At 67.4% G+C, this 14781-nt stretch carries 13 protein-coding genes; 10 read left to right on the top strand and 3 right to left on the bottom strand.

Features of this window, described 5'->3' with window-relative positions; genetic code table 11:
* Positions 1-15 precede the first annotated feature (15 nt).
* Positions 16-1008: an alpha/beta hydrolase family protein gene (locus tag ACIGKL_RS23765; RefSeq protein ID WP_397488819.1), complete on the top strand. Its 993-nt coding sequence runs from the start codon at positions 16-18 to the stop codon at positions 1006-1008.
* Here ACIGKL_RS23765 and ACIGKL_RS23760 read toward each other — a convergent pair.
* The 3 genes from ACIGKL_RS23760 to ACIGKL_RS23750 are packed head-to-tail and all read right to left on the bottom strand — an operon-like array spanning position 1005 to position 3461.
* Complete coding sequence (locus ACIGKL_RS23760; RefSeq protein ID WP_397488818.1) at positions 1005-1766, bottom strand: DnaJ domain-containing protein; 762 nt, start codon at positions 1764-1766, stop codon at positions 1005-1007. The two genes, ACIGKL_RS23765 and ACIGKL_RS23760, sit on opposite strands and share 4 nt — an antisense overlap.
* Position 1767: 1 nt before the next feature.
* Positions 1768-2439, bottom strand: a complete 672-nt coding sequence (gene murU, locus ACIGKL_RS23755; RefSeq protein WP_397488817.1) for an N-acetylmuramate alpha-1-phosphate uridylyltransferase MurU — start codon at positions 2437-2439, stop codon at positions 1768-1770.
* A complete protein-coding gene (locus tag ACIGKL_RS23750) occupies positions 2436-3461 on the bottom strand; it encodes an aminoglycoside phosphotransferase family protein (protein WP_397488816.1) in 1026 nt (341 codons plus the stop codon). The genes murU and ACIGKL_RS23750 overlap by 4 nt, the downstream gene beginning before the upstream one ends.
* 124 nt (positions 3462-3585) lie before the next feature.
* Here ACIGKL_RS23750 and ACIGKL_RS23745 point away from each other — a divergent pair, with 124 nt between their 5' ends.
* The 9 genes from ACIGKL_RS23745 (at position 3586) to ACIGKL_RS23705 (ending at position 14775) form a co-directional block, all read left to right on the top strand.
* On the top strand, positions 3586-6354 hold the full coding sequence (locus ACIGKL_RS23745; RefSeq protein ID WP_397488815.1) for an LPS-assembly protein LptD: 2769 nt from the start codon (positions 3586-3588) through the stop codon (positions 6352-6354).
* A complete protein-coding gene (locus tag ACIGKL_RS23740) occupies positions 6335-7627 on the top strand; it encodes a peptidylprolyl isomerase (RefSeq protein WP_397488814.1) in 1293 nt (430 codons plus the stop codon). Before ACIGKL_RS23745 ends, ACIGKL_RS23740 begins: the two co-directional genes overlap by 20 nt.
* Positions 7628-7726: 99 nt before the next feature.
* Positions 7727-8725 carry a 4-hydroxythreonine-4-phosphate dehydrogenase PdxA gene (gene pdxA / locus ACIGKL_RS23735; RefSeq protein WP_397488813.1) on the top strand — a complete coding sequence of 333 codons (999 nt, stop codon included), beginning with the start codon at positions 7727-7729 and terminating at the stop codon, positions 8723-8725.
* A 130-nt stretch (positions 8726-8855) separates the two neighbouring features.
* Complete coding sequence (gene rsmA / locus ACIGKL_RS23730) at positions 8856-9665, top strand: 16S rRNA (adenine(1518)-N(6)/adenine(1519)-N(6))-dimethyltransferase RsmA (RefSeq protein ID WP_397488812.1); 810 nt, start codon at positions 8856-8858, stop codon at positions 9663-9665.
* 28 nt (positions 9666-9693) lie between these two features.
* Positions 9694-10074, top strand: a complete 381-nt coding sequence (gene apaG / locus ACIGKL_RS23725; protein ID WP_397488811.1) for a Co2+/Mg2+ efflux protein ApaG — start codon at positions 9694-9696, stop codon at positions 10072-10074.
* Positions 10074-10898 (top strand): symmetrical bis(5'-nucleosyl)-tetraphosphatase, encoded by an 825-nt coding sequence (locus ACIGKL_RS23720; protein ID WP_397488810.1) that lies wholly within the window; start codon positions 10074-10076, stop codon positions 10896-10898. Before apaG ends, ACIGKL_RS23720 begins: the two co-directional genes overlap by 1 nt.
* Positions 10895-11224 carry a thiosulfate sulfurtransferase GlpE gene (gene glpE, locus ACIGKL_RS23715; protein ID WP_397488809.1) on the top strand — a complete coding sequence of 110 codons (330 nt, stop codon included), beginning with the start codon at positions 10895-10897 and terminating at the stop codon, positions 11222-11224. The genes ACIGKL_RS23720 and glpE overlap by 4 nt, the downstream gene beginning before the upstream one ends.
* A gap of 282 nt (positions 11225-11506) precedes the next feature.
* Positions 11507-13429, top strand: a complete 1923-nt coding sequence (locus ACIGKL_RS23710) for a PrkA family serine protein kinase (RefSeq protein ID WP_397488808.1) — start codon at positions 11507-11509, stop codon at positions 13427-13429.
* Between the two features lie 74 nt (positions 13430-13503).
* A complete protein-coding gene (locus ACIGKL_RS23705) occupies positions 13504-14775 on the top strand; it encodes a YeaH/YhbH family protein (protein ID WP_122110114.1) in 1272 nt (423 codons plus the stop codon).
* Positions 14776-14781: the final 6 nt, after the last annotated feature.

The following is a 14781-nucleotide window of genomic DNA, read 5'->3' as shown; positions in this document are numbered from 1 at the left end:
CCCGAGGAGCCCGTCATGCCCGCACGTTTTTCCCCGCTCGCCCTGGCCCTGCTGCTGGCGCTGCCCGCCCTGGCCGAACAGCAAGGCAGCCCACTCGGCAGCGCCGCGGCAGCCGAGACGCCGAGCGAGGACGCCGCGCCCGAGCGCCCGGCTCTGCCCGAGCGCAGCGTCAGCGAGGCCCAGGCGCTGCAACAGCGTCTGGAGCAGCGCGAACAGCAGTGGCTGCAGGCCGGCGACGAGCGCTTCCTCGCCCTCTGGCTGCCGGCCAATGTCGGCGAACCCAGTGGCGCGGTGATCCTCTTGCCCGGCGCTGCGGAAAACGCCGACGGCGCCACCGCCGTCGGCCCGTTGCGGCGCAAGCTGCCCGATGGCGGCTGGCACAGCCTGAGCCTGACCCTGCCCGATCCGGACCACGACGCGCCGCCGCTGCGTCTGCCCGAGCCGCCGACCAGCGCAGCCGCAGAGACTGCGGCCGACGGCGAGGCCCCGGGCGAAGCCGAGACGGCGCCCAGCGCCGCGCCCGATCCGGCGGCGGACGACGACGCCCGCCGCAGCGCCCATGCGCAGCGGGTGATGGCACGCATCGACGCCGGCATCGCCTTCGCCCGCCAGCAGCAGGCCAGCCGCATCGTCCTGCTCGGCCACGGCAGCGGCGCCTACTGGGCCGCCCAGTACCTGGCCGAACGCCAGCCGGAGGATATCCACAACCTGCTGCTGGTGGCCGCCGCCGTACCGGCCGGCTTTTCCCCGGCGCTGGACGAGCTGGTGCCGCAACTCGAACTGGCCACCGGCGACTTCTATTACAAGGACCAGGCCGGCGACCGCCAGGCCGCGCTCAGGCGCCTGCAGGCCAGCAAGAGGGTCAAGCACCCGACCTACGTGCAGGTGGCGATGAAGGCCCTGCCGGGCAATCGCGGCGTCGAGCAGGAACAACTGTATCGCCGCCTGCGCGGCTGGCTGAGCCTGAATATCCGCGCCGCGGCGCCGAGCGCGCTGAGCGGCGGCTAACGCCAGCCGCGCCGCTCGCGAATCAGCGCATAGGCCTGGTGCAGCTGGCGGGTGGTTTCGGTGGCTTCGCGCAGGCGCGCAGGCGACGCCCCGGCCCCGGCCAGCTTGTCCGGATGGTGTCGACTGAGCAGGCGGCGATAGGCGCGCTTGACCTGCTCGGGCTCGCTGTCGGCCGCCACCCCCAACAACCGCAGCGCCTCCTTGTAGCTGCCGCCGCTGGCCGCCGGCGGCTGACTGCGGCGCGGCGCGTACTCCTCGCCCAGGGCCTCCAGGCGGGCGCCGTTCCAGCCCAGCCATTTGCCCCACAGCAGCATCAGCTCGTGCTCCGCCGCGCCGACCCGACCGTCGACCCAGGCCATGCGCCAGCACGCGCGCAACAGCGCCTCGCCGCGCTCGGCCTGGCGCTGCAGCGGGGCGCGCAGGTTGTCGCGAGCGGTCTTGCCGCGGGAGAAGGCCTCGATGGCGCGGCGCTGGGCGAACTCGTCCAGGCCCAGGCGCTGCATCTCCGAGCGCGCCTGCTGGATATGGCTCGGCAGCACGCGGCCGTCGCTCTTGGCCAGGCGCCCGAGCATCAGAAACAGCAGCTCCTCGTCGGCCGGCGCCGGGCGCCCGCCGAGGCGCTCGCGCAGGTTGGCCCAGTCGTGCAGACGCAGGCGGCGATCCAGCACCTGACCGAGCAGCCCGCCGAGCAGGGCGCCGGGAATGCTGGCCAGCGCCAGACCGGCCACGGCGCCGAGCAGGGTCACCGGCCAGAGCACCTCAGCGCCCCTGCGCCAGCAGGCGCTCGACTTCGGCCAGGCGCTCGTGGGTGCCGACATCCACCCAGCGTCCGGCGTAGCGCTCGCCGCTCACCAGTCCCGCGGCCATGGCCCGGCGCAGCAGCGGCGCCAACTTGAAGGCGCCCGGCTGGCAGTCGGCGAACAGCGCCGGCGACAGCACGGCCAGGCCGCTGTAGGTCAGGCCCGTACCTGCGCCGTCGAGCTCGCCCACCCGCCCGTCGGCGAGGCGAAAGTCGCCCTGGGCGTGGTGCGCCGGGTTGTCCACCAGCACCAGGTGGGCCAGCCCCTGCAGCGGACGGCGCAACTCGGCGAAGGGGTAATCGGTGAAGATATCGCCGTTGACCAGCACGAAGGGCTCATCGCCCAGCAAGGGCAGCGCCTGGAAGATGCCGCCGCCGGTTTCCAGCGGCTCGCCCTCGGCGGAATAGGCGATGCGCAGGCCGAAGCGCGCGCCGTCGCCGAGATGCTCCTCGATCTGCCGGCCGAGCCAGGCGTGGTTGATCACCAGCTCGGCGAAGCCGGCGGCGGCCAGGGCGCGCAGGTGGTACTCGATCAACGGCACGCCGGCGACGCGCACCAGCGGCTTGGGCGTGTGCAGGGTCAGCGGGCGCAGGCGCTCGCCCTTGCCCGCGGCGAGAATCATGGCCTTCATGCGCGAGCAACCTCGGCCTGCGCCAGGCTGGCAAGCAGCGCGCCCAGCTCGGCCAGCTCCGGCCGGCGCGCCAGCACCGCCTCGATATAGGCGAAGAAGCGCGGCACGTCGCCGAGGTACTTGGGCTTGCCGTCGCGGTGGCAGATACGGGCGAAGATGCCGATCACCTTGAGATGGCGCTGCACGCCCATCAGGTCGCTGGCGCGGAGAAACTCGTCGAGCGACGGCTGCACCGGGATGCCGGCCGCCTGCGCCCGCTCCCAGTAGCCCTGCAGCCAACCCCGCACGCGCGCCTCGGGCCAGCTGAGGAAGGCGTCCTTGAACAGGCAGGTGATGTCGTAGGTGACCGGGCCGTAGACGGCGTCCTGGAAATCCAGCACGCCGGGATTGGGCGCGCTGTGCATCAGGTTGCGCGGCATGAAGTCGCGGTGCACCAGCACCTTGGGCTGGGCCAGGGCGCTGTCGATCAGCAGGGCGCAGATGCGCTGCCAGGCTGCCTGCTGCTTCGCGTCGAACTCATGGCTCAGATGGCGCTGCACGTACCACTCGGGAAACAGCTGCAGCTCGCGGCGCAGCAGCGCCTCGTCGTAATGCGGCAGATCGCCGTCCAGCGGCAGGCGCTGCTGCAGCAGCAAGGCTTCGACGGCATCGTCGAACAGGGCGTCGGCGTTGTGCTCGTCGATCACCTCCAGGTAGGTCTGGTGGCCGAGATCGTCCAGGATCAGAAAGCCCTGCTCCAGATCGGCGGCCAGCACTTCGGGCACATGCACGCCAGCGCCGGCCAACAGTGCGGCGATGCGCACGAAGGGCGCGCAGTTCTCCTGCGGCGGCGGCGCGTCCATCAGGATCAGGCTGCGCTCGCCCGCCTGCCAGCGGAAATAGCGGCGAAAACTGGCGTCGCTGCTGGCGGGCGTCAGCTGCGCAGGCGGCACCTGGCCCCAGCCGCGAGCGGCGAACAGGGCGGGTAATTGCTGAGCGAGCCAGGTGTGCAGCTGTTGCAGACGTACATCGTGTTCAGGCATCAGGGGGTCTCCGACGGCGCTAGCCGTTGCGCGGGTCATGCTTTATTATCCAGCATCTTTTTCAGCCCATCGAGAGGCGTGCGGCCCCTGGGCCGATAGCGCGCAGGAAGCCCGGACTAACAAGATGGCAGTAAAATACCCCGCGTTCCGCAAGAAATTCCCGCTGCTGGTCACCGGCAGTCTCCTGGCCCTACAACCCGCCGTCAGCCTACAGGTTTTCGCCGCCGAGCAGTTCGACTGCCAGGTATCGCCCAGCGGCGGTTGGGCCTGCGCGCCCAAGGCCCCTGCCGCCAGCCTGCCGCCCCGTCCTCAGCACAGCGCCAGCGCCGTCAGCGCGAGCGACGCCAGCAGCGGCAAAGCCGGCGCCAAGCAGGAAACCGCCACCCTGGTCACCGAGAGCAAGGGCCGCGCCCTGGCCTCGCGCAGCGCCGACTACAGCCACCTCGACTGGGTGCCGCGCGACAAGCTGACCGCCGCCCAGCTGGCCGAAGCCGGCCCTTACTGCGCCGGCGCCTATGTCGAGCCGCTGCGCCCGGGCATGGACGACGACACGCCGCTGGACGAAGCGCCGATGTTCGTCTCGGCCAAGGCCTCGCGTTACGAGCAGGAAAAGCAGGTGGCGACCCTCGCCGGCGACGTGATCCTGCGCCAGTCCGGCATGCAGGTGGAAGCCGACGAGGCCAGCCTGCACCAGACCGAGAACCGTGGCGAGCTGATCGGCAACGTGCGTCTGCGCGACAAGGGCATGCTGGTGGTCGGCGACCGCGCCGAGCTGCAACTGGACAACGGCGAAGCCAAGATCGACAACGCCGAGTACGTGATGCACGAAGCCCATGTCCGCGGCAGCGCACTCTATGCCAAGCGCGAAGAGACCGCGATCATCCGCCTCAAGGACGGTACCTACACCCGCTGCGAGCCGGGCGACAACGCCTGGCACCTGAAGGGCAACAACGTCACCCTGAACCCGGCCACCGGCTTCGGCACCGCGACCAACGTGACGCTGCGGGTCAAGGACATCCCGGTGTTCTACACCCCCTACATCTATTTCCCGATCGACGACCGTCGCCAGTCCGGCTTCCTGCCGCCGAGCATCGGCACGTCGAGCGACAACGGCTTCTCGCTGCAGACACCCTACTATTTCAACCTGGCGCCGAACTACGACGCCACGCTCTACCCGACCTACATGGCCAACCGCGGCCTGTTGATGGAGGGCGAGTTCCGCTACCTGACCGAGAGCAGCGAAGGCCAGATCGGCGCCGCCTACCTCGACGACAGCGAAGACGAGCGCAAGCTGCAGTCCGAGTACGAAGACCAGCGCTGGCTATATAGCTGGCAGCACAAGCAGGGCCTGAACTCGCGCCTGCTGGCCGAGGTCGACTACACCGACATCAGCGACCCCTACTACTTCCAGGACCTGGACACCGACCTGGGTATCGACACGCCCACCTACGTCAACCAGCGCGGCAGCCTGACCTACCGCGGCGACAGCTACCGCGCGCGGCTCAACCTGCACGCCTACGAGCTGGCCAATATCACCGACGTGACGCCGTACGACCGTCTGCCGCAGCTCACCCTGGACGGCAAGCTGCCGTTCAATCCGGGCGGCCTGGACTTCACCTACGGCAGCGAATACGTGCGCTTCGACCGCGACCTGCGCACCGGCAACTATCAACCAGACAACGAGCCTTGGTACGACACCAAACTCCGAGGCCTGGCGCGCGCCAACGGCGAGCGCCTGCACCTGGAACCGGGCATCGCCCTGCCGCTGGACTGGACCTGGGGCTTCCTCAAGCCGCAGGTCAAGTACCGCCAGACCCACTACGACATCAGCCTGGATCAGCAGGGCAAGAACAGCCTGCTGGCCGAGCAGGAGTTCGACAGCACGCAGAACCGCGGCGTCGGCCTGTTCAGCCTCGACAGCGGCCTGTACTTCGACCGCAACACCCAGCTGTTCGGCAAGGACTTCCGCCAGACCCTGGAGCCGCGCGCCTTCTACCTCTATGTGCCGGAAGAAGACCAGACCGACATCCCGATTTTCGACAGCGGCGAGCCGACCTTCAGCTACGCCTCGCTGTGGCGCGAAAACCGCTTCTCCGGCAAGGACCGCATCGGCGACGAGAACAAGCTGTCGCTGGGCGTGACCAGCCGCTGGATCGAGCCCAACGGCTTCGAGCGCCAGCGCTTCAGCATCGGCCAGGCCTTCTACTTCGAGGACCGCAAGGTGCAGCTGGCCGGTATCGACTACCGCACCCGCCCGGACGCCACCGCCGACGTCTCGCCCTATGCGCTGGAGTACCTGTACCGCTTCAACCGCGACTGGCGCGTGTCGTCGACCTTCAACTGGGACCCGGATACCCACCGCACCCGATCGGGCAGCGCGATGTTCCACTACCAGCCGGAAGACAACCCGAACAAGGTGGTCAACCTCGGCTATCGCTACCGCAACGACACCGTGCGTTACGACCGCGACAGCGGCACCTGGACCACCAACCCGGACTACGGCAACCCGACCCTGGGCGACGGTTCGCCGAACCCGAACTACATCAAGAACTACTACAAGATCGACCAGCATGACTTCTCCGTCATCTGGCCGCTGGTTCCGCAGTGGAGCCTGATTTCGCGCTGGCAGTACGACTACGGCCGCAACCGTACCCTGGAGGCCTTCGGCGGCTTCGAGTACGACAGCTGCTGCTGGAAGCTGCGCCTGATCAACCGCTACTGGATCGACTACGACGAAGTCAGCCTCAACCCGTCGCGCAACGACGAGCCCGACCGCGGCATCTTCCTGCAGATCGTCCTCAAGGGCCTCGGCGGCGTAGTGGGCAACAAGGTGGAAACTTTCCTCGACCAAGGCATTCAAGGTTACCGTGAACGTGAAGACCAAGCTTTCTGATTGCCTGCGCCCCCTGCTGTTGGGCGCAGCGCTGCTCGCGGCGACGGCCCAGGCCGACGTCCGCCCGCTGGACCGCGTGGTGGCCATCGTCGACAACGACGTGGTCATGCAGAGCCAGCTCGACGCCCGCCTGCGCGAGGTGCAGCAGACCATCGGCAAACGCGGCGGCGCCCTGCCCCCCGAACACGTGCTCAGCCAGCAGGTGCTCGAACGCCTGATCATCGAGAACATCCAGCTGCAGATCGGCGATCGCTCCGGCATCCGCATCACCGACGAGGAGTTGAACCAGGCCATGGGCACCATCGCCCAGCGCAACGGCCTGAGCCTCGAGCAGTTCCGCCAAGCCCTGGCGCGTGACGGCCTGTCCTACGCCGACGCCCGCGACCAGGTGCGCCGCGAGATGATCATCAGCCGCGTGCGCCAGCGCCGGGTGGCCGAGCGCATCCAGGTCACGGACCAGGAAGTGCAGAACTTCCTCGCCTCCGACCTGGGCAAGATGCAGCTGTCGGAAGAGTTCCGCCTGGCCAATATCCTCATCCCGGTCTCCGAAGGCGCCTCGGCCAGCGAGATCCAGGCGGCCGACCGCCAGGCCCGCGAGCTGTACGAGCAGCTGCAGCAGGGCGCCGACTTCGCCCAGTTGGCCATTTCCCGCTCGGCCAGCGAAACCGCTCTGGAAGGCGGCGAGATGGGCTGGCGCAAGGCCGGTCAGCTGCCGCCGCCGTTCGACTCGATGGTCAGTGCGCTGAACCCGGGCGAAGTGACCGAGCCGCTGCGCACGCCGGGCGGTTTCATCATCCTCAAGCTGCTGGAAAAGCGTGGCGGCGACACCCAGGTGCGCGACGAAGTGCACGTGCGCCATATCCTGATCAAGCCCAGCGAGATTCGCAGCGCCGAGGAAACCCGCCGCCTGGTCGAGCGCCTGTACCAGCGCATCGTCGCCGGCGAGGACTTCGCTGAGCTGGCCAAAAGCTACTCGGAAGACCCGGGCTCGGCGCTCAATGGTGGCGACCTCAACTGGATCGACCCCAACGCGCTGGTGCCGGAGTTCCGCCAGGTGATGAGCGAGACTGCCAGCGGCGAGCTGTCCAAGCCGTTCCAGACCCAGTTCGGCTGGCACGTGCTGCAGGTCATGGGCCGCCGCGCCACCGACAGCAGCGCACAGTTCCGCGAGCAGCAGGCGGCCAACCTGCTGCGCAACCGCAAGTATGACGAGGAACTGCAGGCCTGGCTGCGCCAGATCCGCGACGAAGCCTACGTCGAGACCAAGCTGTAACGGCGGTTCACCCGCAAGAGCCCGGCCCCGCGCCGGGCTTTTTCGTTATCGGCCCAGGCAGCGTAAACTGGCGCCCCCGCGGCGCAACCGAGAATGCCCATGAGCGCACCCCGAGTCTTTGCCCTGACCCCCGGCGAACCGGCCGGCATCGGCCCCGACCTCTGCCTGCTGCTGGCCCGCCAGGCGCAACCCGAGGCGCTGGTGGCCATCGCCAGCCGCCAGCTGCTCGGCGAGCGCGCCGCCCAACTCGGCCTGCCCATCGCGCTGCTGGACGTCGCCCCGGGTAGCTGGCCGAGCACCCCGGCGCCGGCCGGCAGCCTGTATGTCTGGGACACCCCGCTGGCCGCCCCGGGCCAAGCCGGTCGCCTCGATCCGGCCAACGCCGGCTATGTGCTGGAAACCCTCAGCCGTGCCGGCCAGGGCTGCCTGGACGGCAGCTTCGCCGCGATGATCACCGCACCGGTGCACAAGGGCGTGATCAACGAAGCCGGCATCGCCTTCTCCGGCCACACCGAGTTTCTCGCCGAGCTGACCCACACCGAGCAGGTGGTGATGATGCTGGCCACCCTCGGCCTGCGCGTCGCCCTGGTCACCACCCACCTGCCGCTCAAGGACGTCGCCGCCGCCATCACCGCCGAGCGCCTGGAGCGGGTCACGCGCATCCTGCACGCCGACCTGCAGGGCAAGTTCGGCATTGCCGCGCCGCGCATCCTGGTCTGCGGCCTCAACCCCCATGCCGGCGAAGGCGGCCACCTCGGCCGCGAGGAAATCGAGATCATCGAGCCGACCCTGGAGCGTTTGCGCGGCGAGGGTATGAAGCTGATCGGCCCGCTGCCGGCCGACACCCTGTTCACCCCCAAGTACCTGGACCACGCCGACGCGGTGCTGGCCATGTACCACGACCAGGGCCTGCCGGTGCTCAAGTTCAAGGGCTTCGGCGCGGCGCTCAACGTCACCCTGGGCCTGCCGATCATCCGCACCTCGGTGGACCACGGCACGGCGCTGGACCTGGCCGGCAGCGGCAATATCGACACCGGCAGCCTGCAGGTGGCTCTGGAAACCGCCTACCAGATGGCAGCCGCGACCAGCCGCAAGTAGACGGCAGCCCAGCCCGGATTGCATCCGGGCTACGGCTGTTGTCGCTTTTTGCCTTAAACTACCCGACTTCGTTTTTTCGCTTTGCGCGCTTGCTTGATGCTTGCAGCTTGAAGCCTGGAGCTGCCCTGCCATGTCCGAATACCAACACCGCGCGCGCAAGCGCTTCGGCCAGAACTTCCTGCACGATGCCGGCGTCATCGACCGCATCCTGCGCGCCATCCGCGCCAAGGAGGGCGAGCGCCTGCTGGAGATCGGCCCGGGCCAGGGCGCGCTGACCGAGGGCCTGCTCGACAGCGGCGCGCAGCTCGACGTGATCGAGCTGGACCTCGACCTGATCCCCATCCTGCAGAGCAAGTTCGGCGCCAACCCGCGCTTTCGCCTGAACCAGGGCGATGCGCTGAAGTTCGACTTCGCCCGCCTCGAGGCCGCCCCCGGCAGCCTGCGGGTGGTCGGCAACCTGCCGTACAACATCTCCACCCCGCTGATCTTCCACCTGCTGGACAACGCGGCGCTGATCCGCGACATGCACTTCATGCTGCAGAAGGAAGTGGTCGAGCGCCTGGCCGCCGGCCCCGGCGGCGGCGACTGGGGGCGTCTGTCGATCATGGTGCAGTACCACTGCCGGGTCGAACACCTGTTCAACGTCGGTCCCGGCGCCTTCAACCCGCCGCCCAAGGTCGACTCGGCCATCGTCCGCCTGGTGCCGCACGCGGTGCTGCCGCATCCGGCCAAGGACCATCGCCTGCTCGAGCGGGTGGTGCGCGAAGCCTTCAACCAGCGACGCAAGACCCTGCGCAACACCCTCAAGCAGTTGCTGCCGGCCGAGGCCATCGAAGCCGCCGGCGTCGATGGCAGCCTGCGCCCGGAACAACTGGACCTGGCCGCCTTCGTCCGCCTGGCCGATCAACTGGCGACGCACCTGGCCGCCGGCCAGGGCTAAACTGCCATACGCCACACGGGTTAACCGCATGTCCGACCCTCGCTACCAGATCGACGTCAGCGTCGTCACCCGCTACCTGGCCGCGCAATCGCAGCCGGAGCTGGGCCGCTACGCCTTCTCCTACACGGTGACCATCCGCAACCAGGGCCAGCTACCGGCCAAGCTGCTGTCGCGCCACTGGATCATCACCGACGGCGACGGCCGCGTGCAGGAAGTGCGCGGCGCCGGCGTGGTCGGCCAGCAGCCGCAGATCGCCCCGGGCGCCAGCCACACCTACAGCAGCGGCACGGTGATGACCACCCAGGTCGGCACCATGCAGGGCAGCTACCAGATGCTCGCCGAGGACGGCAAACGCTTCGACGCCGTCATCGCGCCCTTCCGCCTGGCCGTGCCCGGAGCCCTGCACTGATGGCGCTGTATGCCGTCGGCGACATCCAGGGCTGCCTGCGACCGCTGCAGTGCCTGCTCGAGCGGGTGGCCTTCGACCCGGCGCAGGACCAACTGTGGCTGGTCGGCGACCTGGTCAACCGCGGCCCGCAATCGCTGGAGACCCTGCGTTTTCTCTATTCCATCCGCCAGGCGGTGACCTGCGTGCTGGGCAACCACGACCTGCACCTGCTGGCCGCGGCGCACAACATCGAGCGCCTGAAGAAGGGCGACACCCTGCGCGAGATCCTCGACGCGCCGGACCGCGCCGACCTGCTCGACTGGCTGCGCCTGCAGAAGCTGGTGCACCACGACGCCGAGCGCCGGGTCACCCTGGTGCATGCCGGCATCCCACCGCAGTGGAGCCTGACCAAGGCGCTGCGCCGCGCCGCCGAGGTCGAGGAGGCGCTGCGCGACGACGCCCGCCTGCCGCTGTTTCTCGACGGCATGTACGGCAACGAGCCGGCCAAGTGGCACAAGGACCTGCACGGCACCACCCGCCTGCGGGTGATCACCAACTATTTCACCCGCATGCGCTTCTGTAAGGCCGACGGCACCCTGGACCTGAAGAGCAAGGAAGGCGTCGGCAGCGCCCCGCCCGGCTACGCCCCCTGGTTCAGCCACCCGCAGCGCAAGATGCGCGGCGAAACCATCATTTTCGGCCACTGGGCCGCCCTCGAAGGCAACTGCCAGGAGCCTGGCCTGTACGCCCTGGACACCGGCTGCGTGTGGGGCGGTGCGATGACCCTGCTCAACGTCGACAGCGGCGAACGTCACCGCTGCACCTGCCCCAAGGAGCAACCATGAACGAATTCCAGCGCATCTCCCCCCAGCAGGCCCAGGCCCTGCGCCAGCAAGGCGCCGTGATCGTGGATATCCGCGACCCGCAAAGCTTTGCCGCCGGCCATATCCAGGGCTCGCGCCACCTGGACAACCACTCGCTGCACGACTTCATCCGCAACGCCGACCTCGACGCACCGCTGATCGTCTCCTGCTATCACGGTAACTCCAGCCAGGGCGCCGCCGCCTACCTGGTCGGTCAGGGTTTCAGCCAGGTCTACAGCCTCGACGGCGGTTTCGAGCTGTGGCGCGCCACCTACCCCGACGACACCGCGCAAAGCCCGGCAGAATAATTTTTGTGGACTGGCAGGCCGCGCCCCCTCTGGCCTGCCGCGACTTCCCGACGGACGGTAACATCTGGTTATCCTTGTACCCGCCTTGACCCTCGCCAGAAAGAACTATCCTGTAGCTCAGGCCATCCAACTCAAGGTAGAGCCGGCCAACCGGCATCGGGCCATCGGTAACGACCTTTAGGTGTTCTGGGGGATTCTTCCCGGCCAAGTCCCAGGCCGGGGCTACCAAGCACCCGCACGACCGAACCCGAACCGGCTTTCAGCATCGAGCGAGGTGAAGTCATGAGTATTTTCAGCCACTTCCAACAACGTTTCGAAGCGACCCGCCAGGAGGAGTACTCGCTGCAGGAGTACCTCGAACTGTGCAAACAGGATCGCAGCGCCTACGCCACCGCGGCCGAGCGCCTGCTGATGGCCATCGGCGAGCCGGAGCTGCTCGACACCTCGACCAACTCGCGTCTGTCGCGCATCTTCTCCAACAAGGTGATTCGCCGTTACCCGGCCTTCGCCGACTTCCATGGCATGGAAGAGTGCATCGACCAGATCGTCTCCTACTTCCGTCACGCCGCCCAGGGCCTGGAAGAGAAGAAGCAGATCCTCTACCTGCTCGGCCCGGTGGGTGGCGGCAAGTCGTCGCTGGCCGAGAAGCTCAAGCAGCTGATGGAGAAGGTGCCCTTCTACGCCATCAAGGGCTCGCCGGTGTTCGAGTCACCGCTGGGCCTGTTCAACGCCACCGAGGACGGCGCCATCCTCGAAGAGGACTATGGCATCCCGCGGCGCTACCTCAACTCGATCATGTCGCCCTGGGCCACCAAGCGCCTACAGGAGTTCGGCGGCGACATCAGCCAGTTCCGCGTGGTCAAGCTCTACCCCTCGATCCTCAACCAGATCGCCGTGGCCAAGACCGAGCCGGGCGACGAGAACAACCAGGACATCTCCGCCCTGGTCGGCAAGGTGGATATCCGCAAGCTCGAGGAATTCCCGCAGAACGACGCCGACGCCTACAGCTACTCGGGCGCGCTGTGCCGGGCCAACCAGGGCCTGATGGAGTTCGTCGAGATGTTCAAGGCGCCGATCAAGGTGCTGCACCCGCTGCTGACCGCCACCCAGGAGGGCAACTACAACAGCACCGAGGGTCTCGGCGCGATTCCCTACAGCGGCATCCTGCTGGCCCACTCCAACGAATCGGAATGGCACAGCTTCCGCAACAACAAGAACAACGAGGCCTTCATCGACCGTATCTACATCGTCAAGGTGCCCTACTGCCTGCGCGTCACCGACGAGGTGAAGATCTACGACAAGCTGCTGATCAACAGTTCGCTGGCCAAGGCCCACTGCGCCCCGGACACCCTAAAGATGCTCGCCCAGTTCAGCGTGCTGAGCCGCCTCAAGGAGCCGGAGAACTCCAACATCTACTCGAAGATGCGCGTCTACGACGGCGAGAACCTCAAGGACACCGACCCCAAGGCCAAGTCGATCCAGGAATACCGCGATAGCGCCGGCGTCGACGAGGGCATGGCCGGGCTGTCGACCCGCTTCGCCTTCAAGATCCTGTCCAAGGTGTTCAACTTCGACCCGCACGAGATCGCCGCCAACCCGGTGCACCTGCTCTACGTGCTGGAGCAGCAGATCGAGCAGGAGCAGTTCCCCGCCGAGGTGCGCGAGCGTTACCTGCGCTATATCAAGGAATACCTGGCGCCGCGCTACATCGAGTTCATCGGCAAGGAGATCCAGACCGCCTACCTCGAGTCCTACAGCGAGTACGGGCAGAACATCTTCGACCGCTACGTGCTGTACGCCGACTTCTGGATCCAGGACCAGGAATACCGCGACCCGGAAACCGGCGAGATTCTCAACCGCGTGGCCCTCAACGAGGAGCTGGAGAAGATCGAGAAGCCGGCCGGCATCAGCAACCCGAAGGACTTCCGCAACGAGATCGTCAACTTCGTGCTGCGCGCCCGCGCCAACAACAACGGCAAGAACCCCACCTGGCTCAGCTACGAGAAGCTGCGCGTGGTCATCGAGAAGAAGATGTTCTCCAACACCGAGGACCTGCTCCCGGTCATCAGTTTCAACGCCAAGGGCAGCAAGGAGGAACAACAGAAACACAACGACTTCGTCAAACGCATGGTCGAGCGCGGCTACACCGAGAAGCAGGTGCGCCTGCTGTCGGAGTGGTATCTGCGGGTACGCAAGTCGCAGTGATCCGCACCCGGCGCGCGCCGCGCGCCGGGCTATCCGCCGCACGCCCGTGGCCACGGGCGTGCTAGGGAGACGTCATGAGCTACGTGATCGACCGGCGCCTGAACGGCAAGAACAAGAGCACGGTAAACCGCCAGCGCTTCCTGCGGCGTTACCGCGAGCACATCAAGAAGGCGGTCGAGGAGGCCGTCAGCCGGCGCTCCATCACCGACATGGAGCACGGCGAGCAGATCAGCATTCCCGGCCGCGACATCGACGAGCCGGTGCTGCACCACGGCCGCGGCGGCAAGCAGACCATCGTCCACCCGGGCAACAAGGAGTTCACCGCCGGCGAACGCATTCCCCGCCCGCAGGGTGGCGGCGGTGGGCGCGGCAGCGGCAAGGCAAGCAACTCCGGCGAGGGCATGGACGAGTTCGTGTTCCAGATCACCCAGGAGGAGTTCCTCGACTTCATGTTCGAGGACCTGGAACTGCCCAATCTGGTCAAGCGCCACCTCACCGGCAGCGACACCTTCAAGACGGTGCGCGCCGGCATCAGCAACGAAGGCAACCCCTCGCGCATCAACATCGTCCGCACCCTGCGCTCGGCCCATGCGCGGCGCATCGCCCTGTCCGGCTCCAGCCGCGCCAAGCTGCGCGAGGCCAAGGCCGAACTGGAGCGTCTACGCCGGGAAGAACCGGATAACTTCGGCGATATCCAGGCAATAGAAGCGGAAATCGAGCGTTTGAGCGCGCGCATCCACCGCGTGCCCTTCCTCGACACCTTCGACCTCAAGTACAACCTGCTGGTCAAGCAGCCCAACCCCAGTTCCAAGGCGGTGATGTTCTGCCTGATGGACGTCTCCGGCTCCATGACCCAGGCCACCAAGGACATCGCCAAGCGCTTCTTCATCCTGCTCTACCTCTTCCTGAAGCGGAACTACGACAAGATCGAGGTGGTGTTTATCCGCCACCACACCAGCGCCAAGGAGGTGGACGAGGAGGAGTTCTTCTACTCCCGCGAGACCGGCGGCACCATAGTCTCCAGCGCGCTCAAGCTGATGCAGGAAACCATGGCCGCGCGCTACCCGATCAACGAGTGGAACATCTACGCCGCCCAGGCCTCGGACGGCGACAACTGGAACGACGACTCGCCGGTGTGCCGGGATATATTGATCAACCAGATCATGCCGTTCGTGCAGTACTTCACCTACGTCGAGATCACCCCGCGCGAACACCAGGCGCTGTGGTTCGAGTACGAGCAGGTGGCCGAGGCATTCGCCGACACCTTCGCCCAGCAGCAACTGGTGTCGGCGGCGGACATCTACCCGGTGTTCCGCGAATTGTTCCAGCGCCGGCTCGCGACCTGAAGGAGG

The sequence above is a fragment of the Pseudomonas sp. NPDC077186 genome (genome assembly GCF_044543505.1).
GTDB lineage: Bacteria > Pseudomonadota > Gammaproteobacteria > Pseudomonadales > Pseudomonadaceae > Aquipseudomonas.
This window is presented reverse-complemented; position numbering and strand designations above follow the sequence as displayed.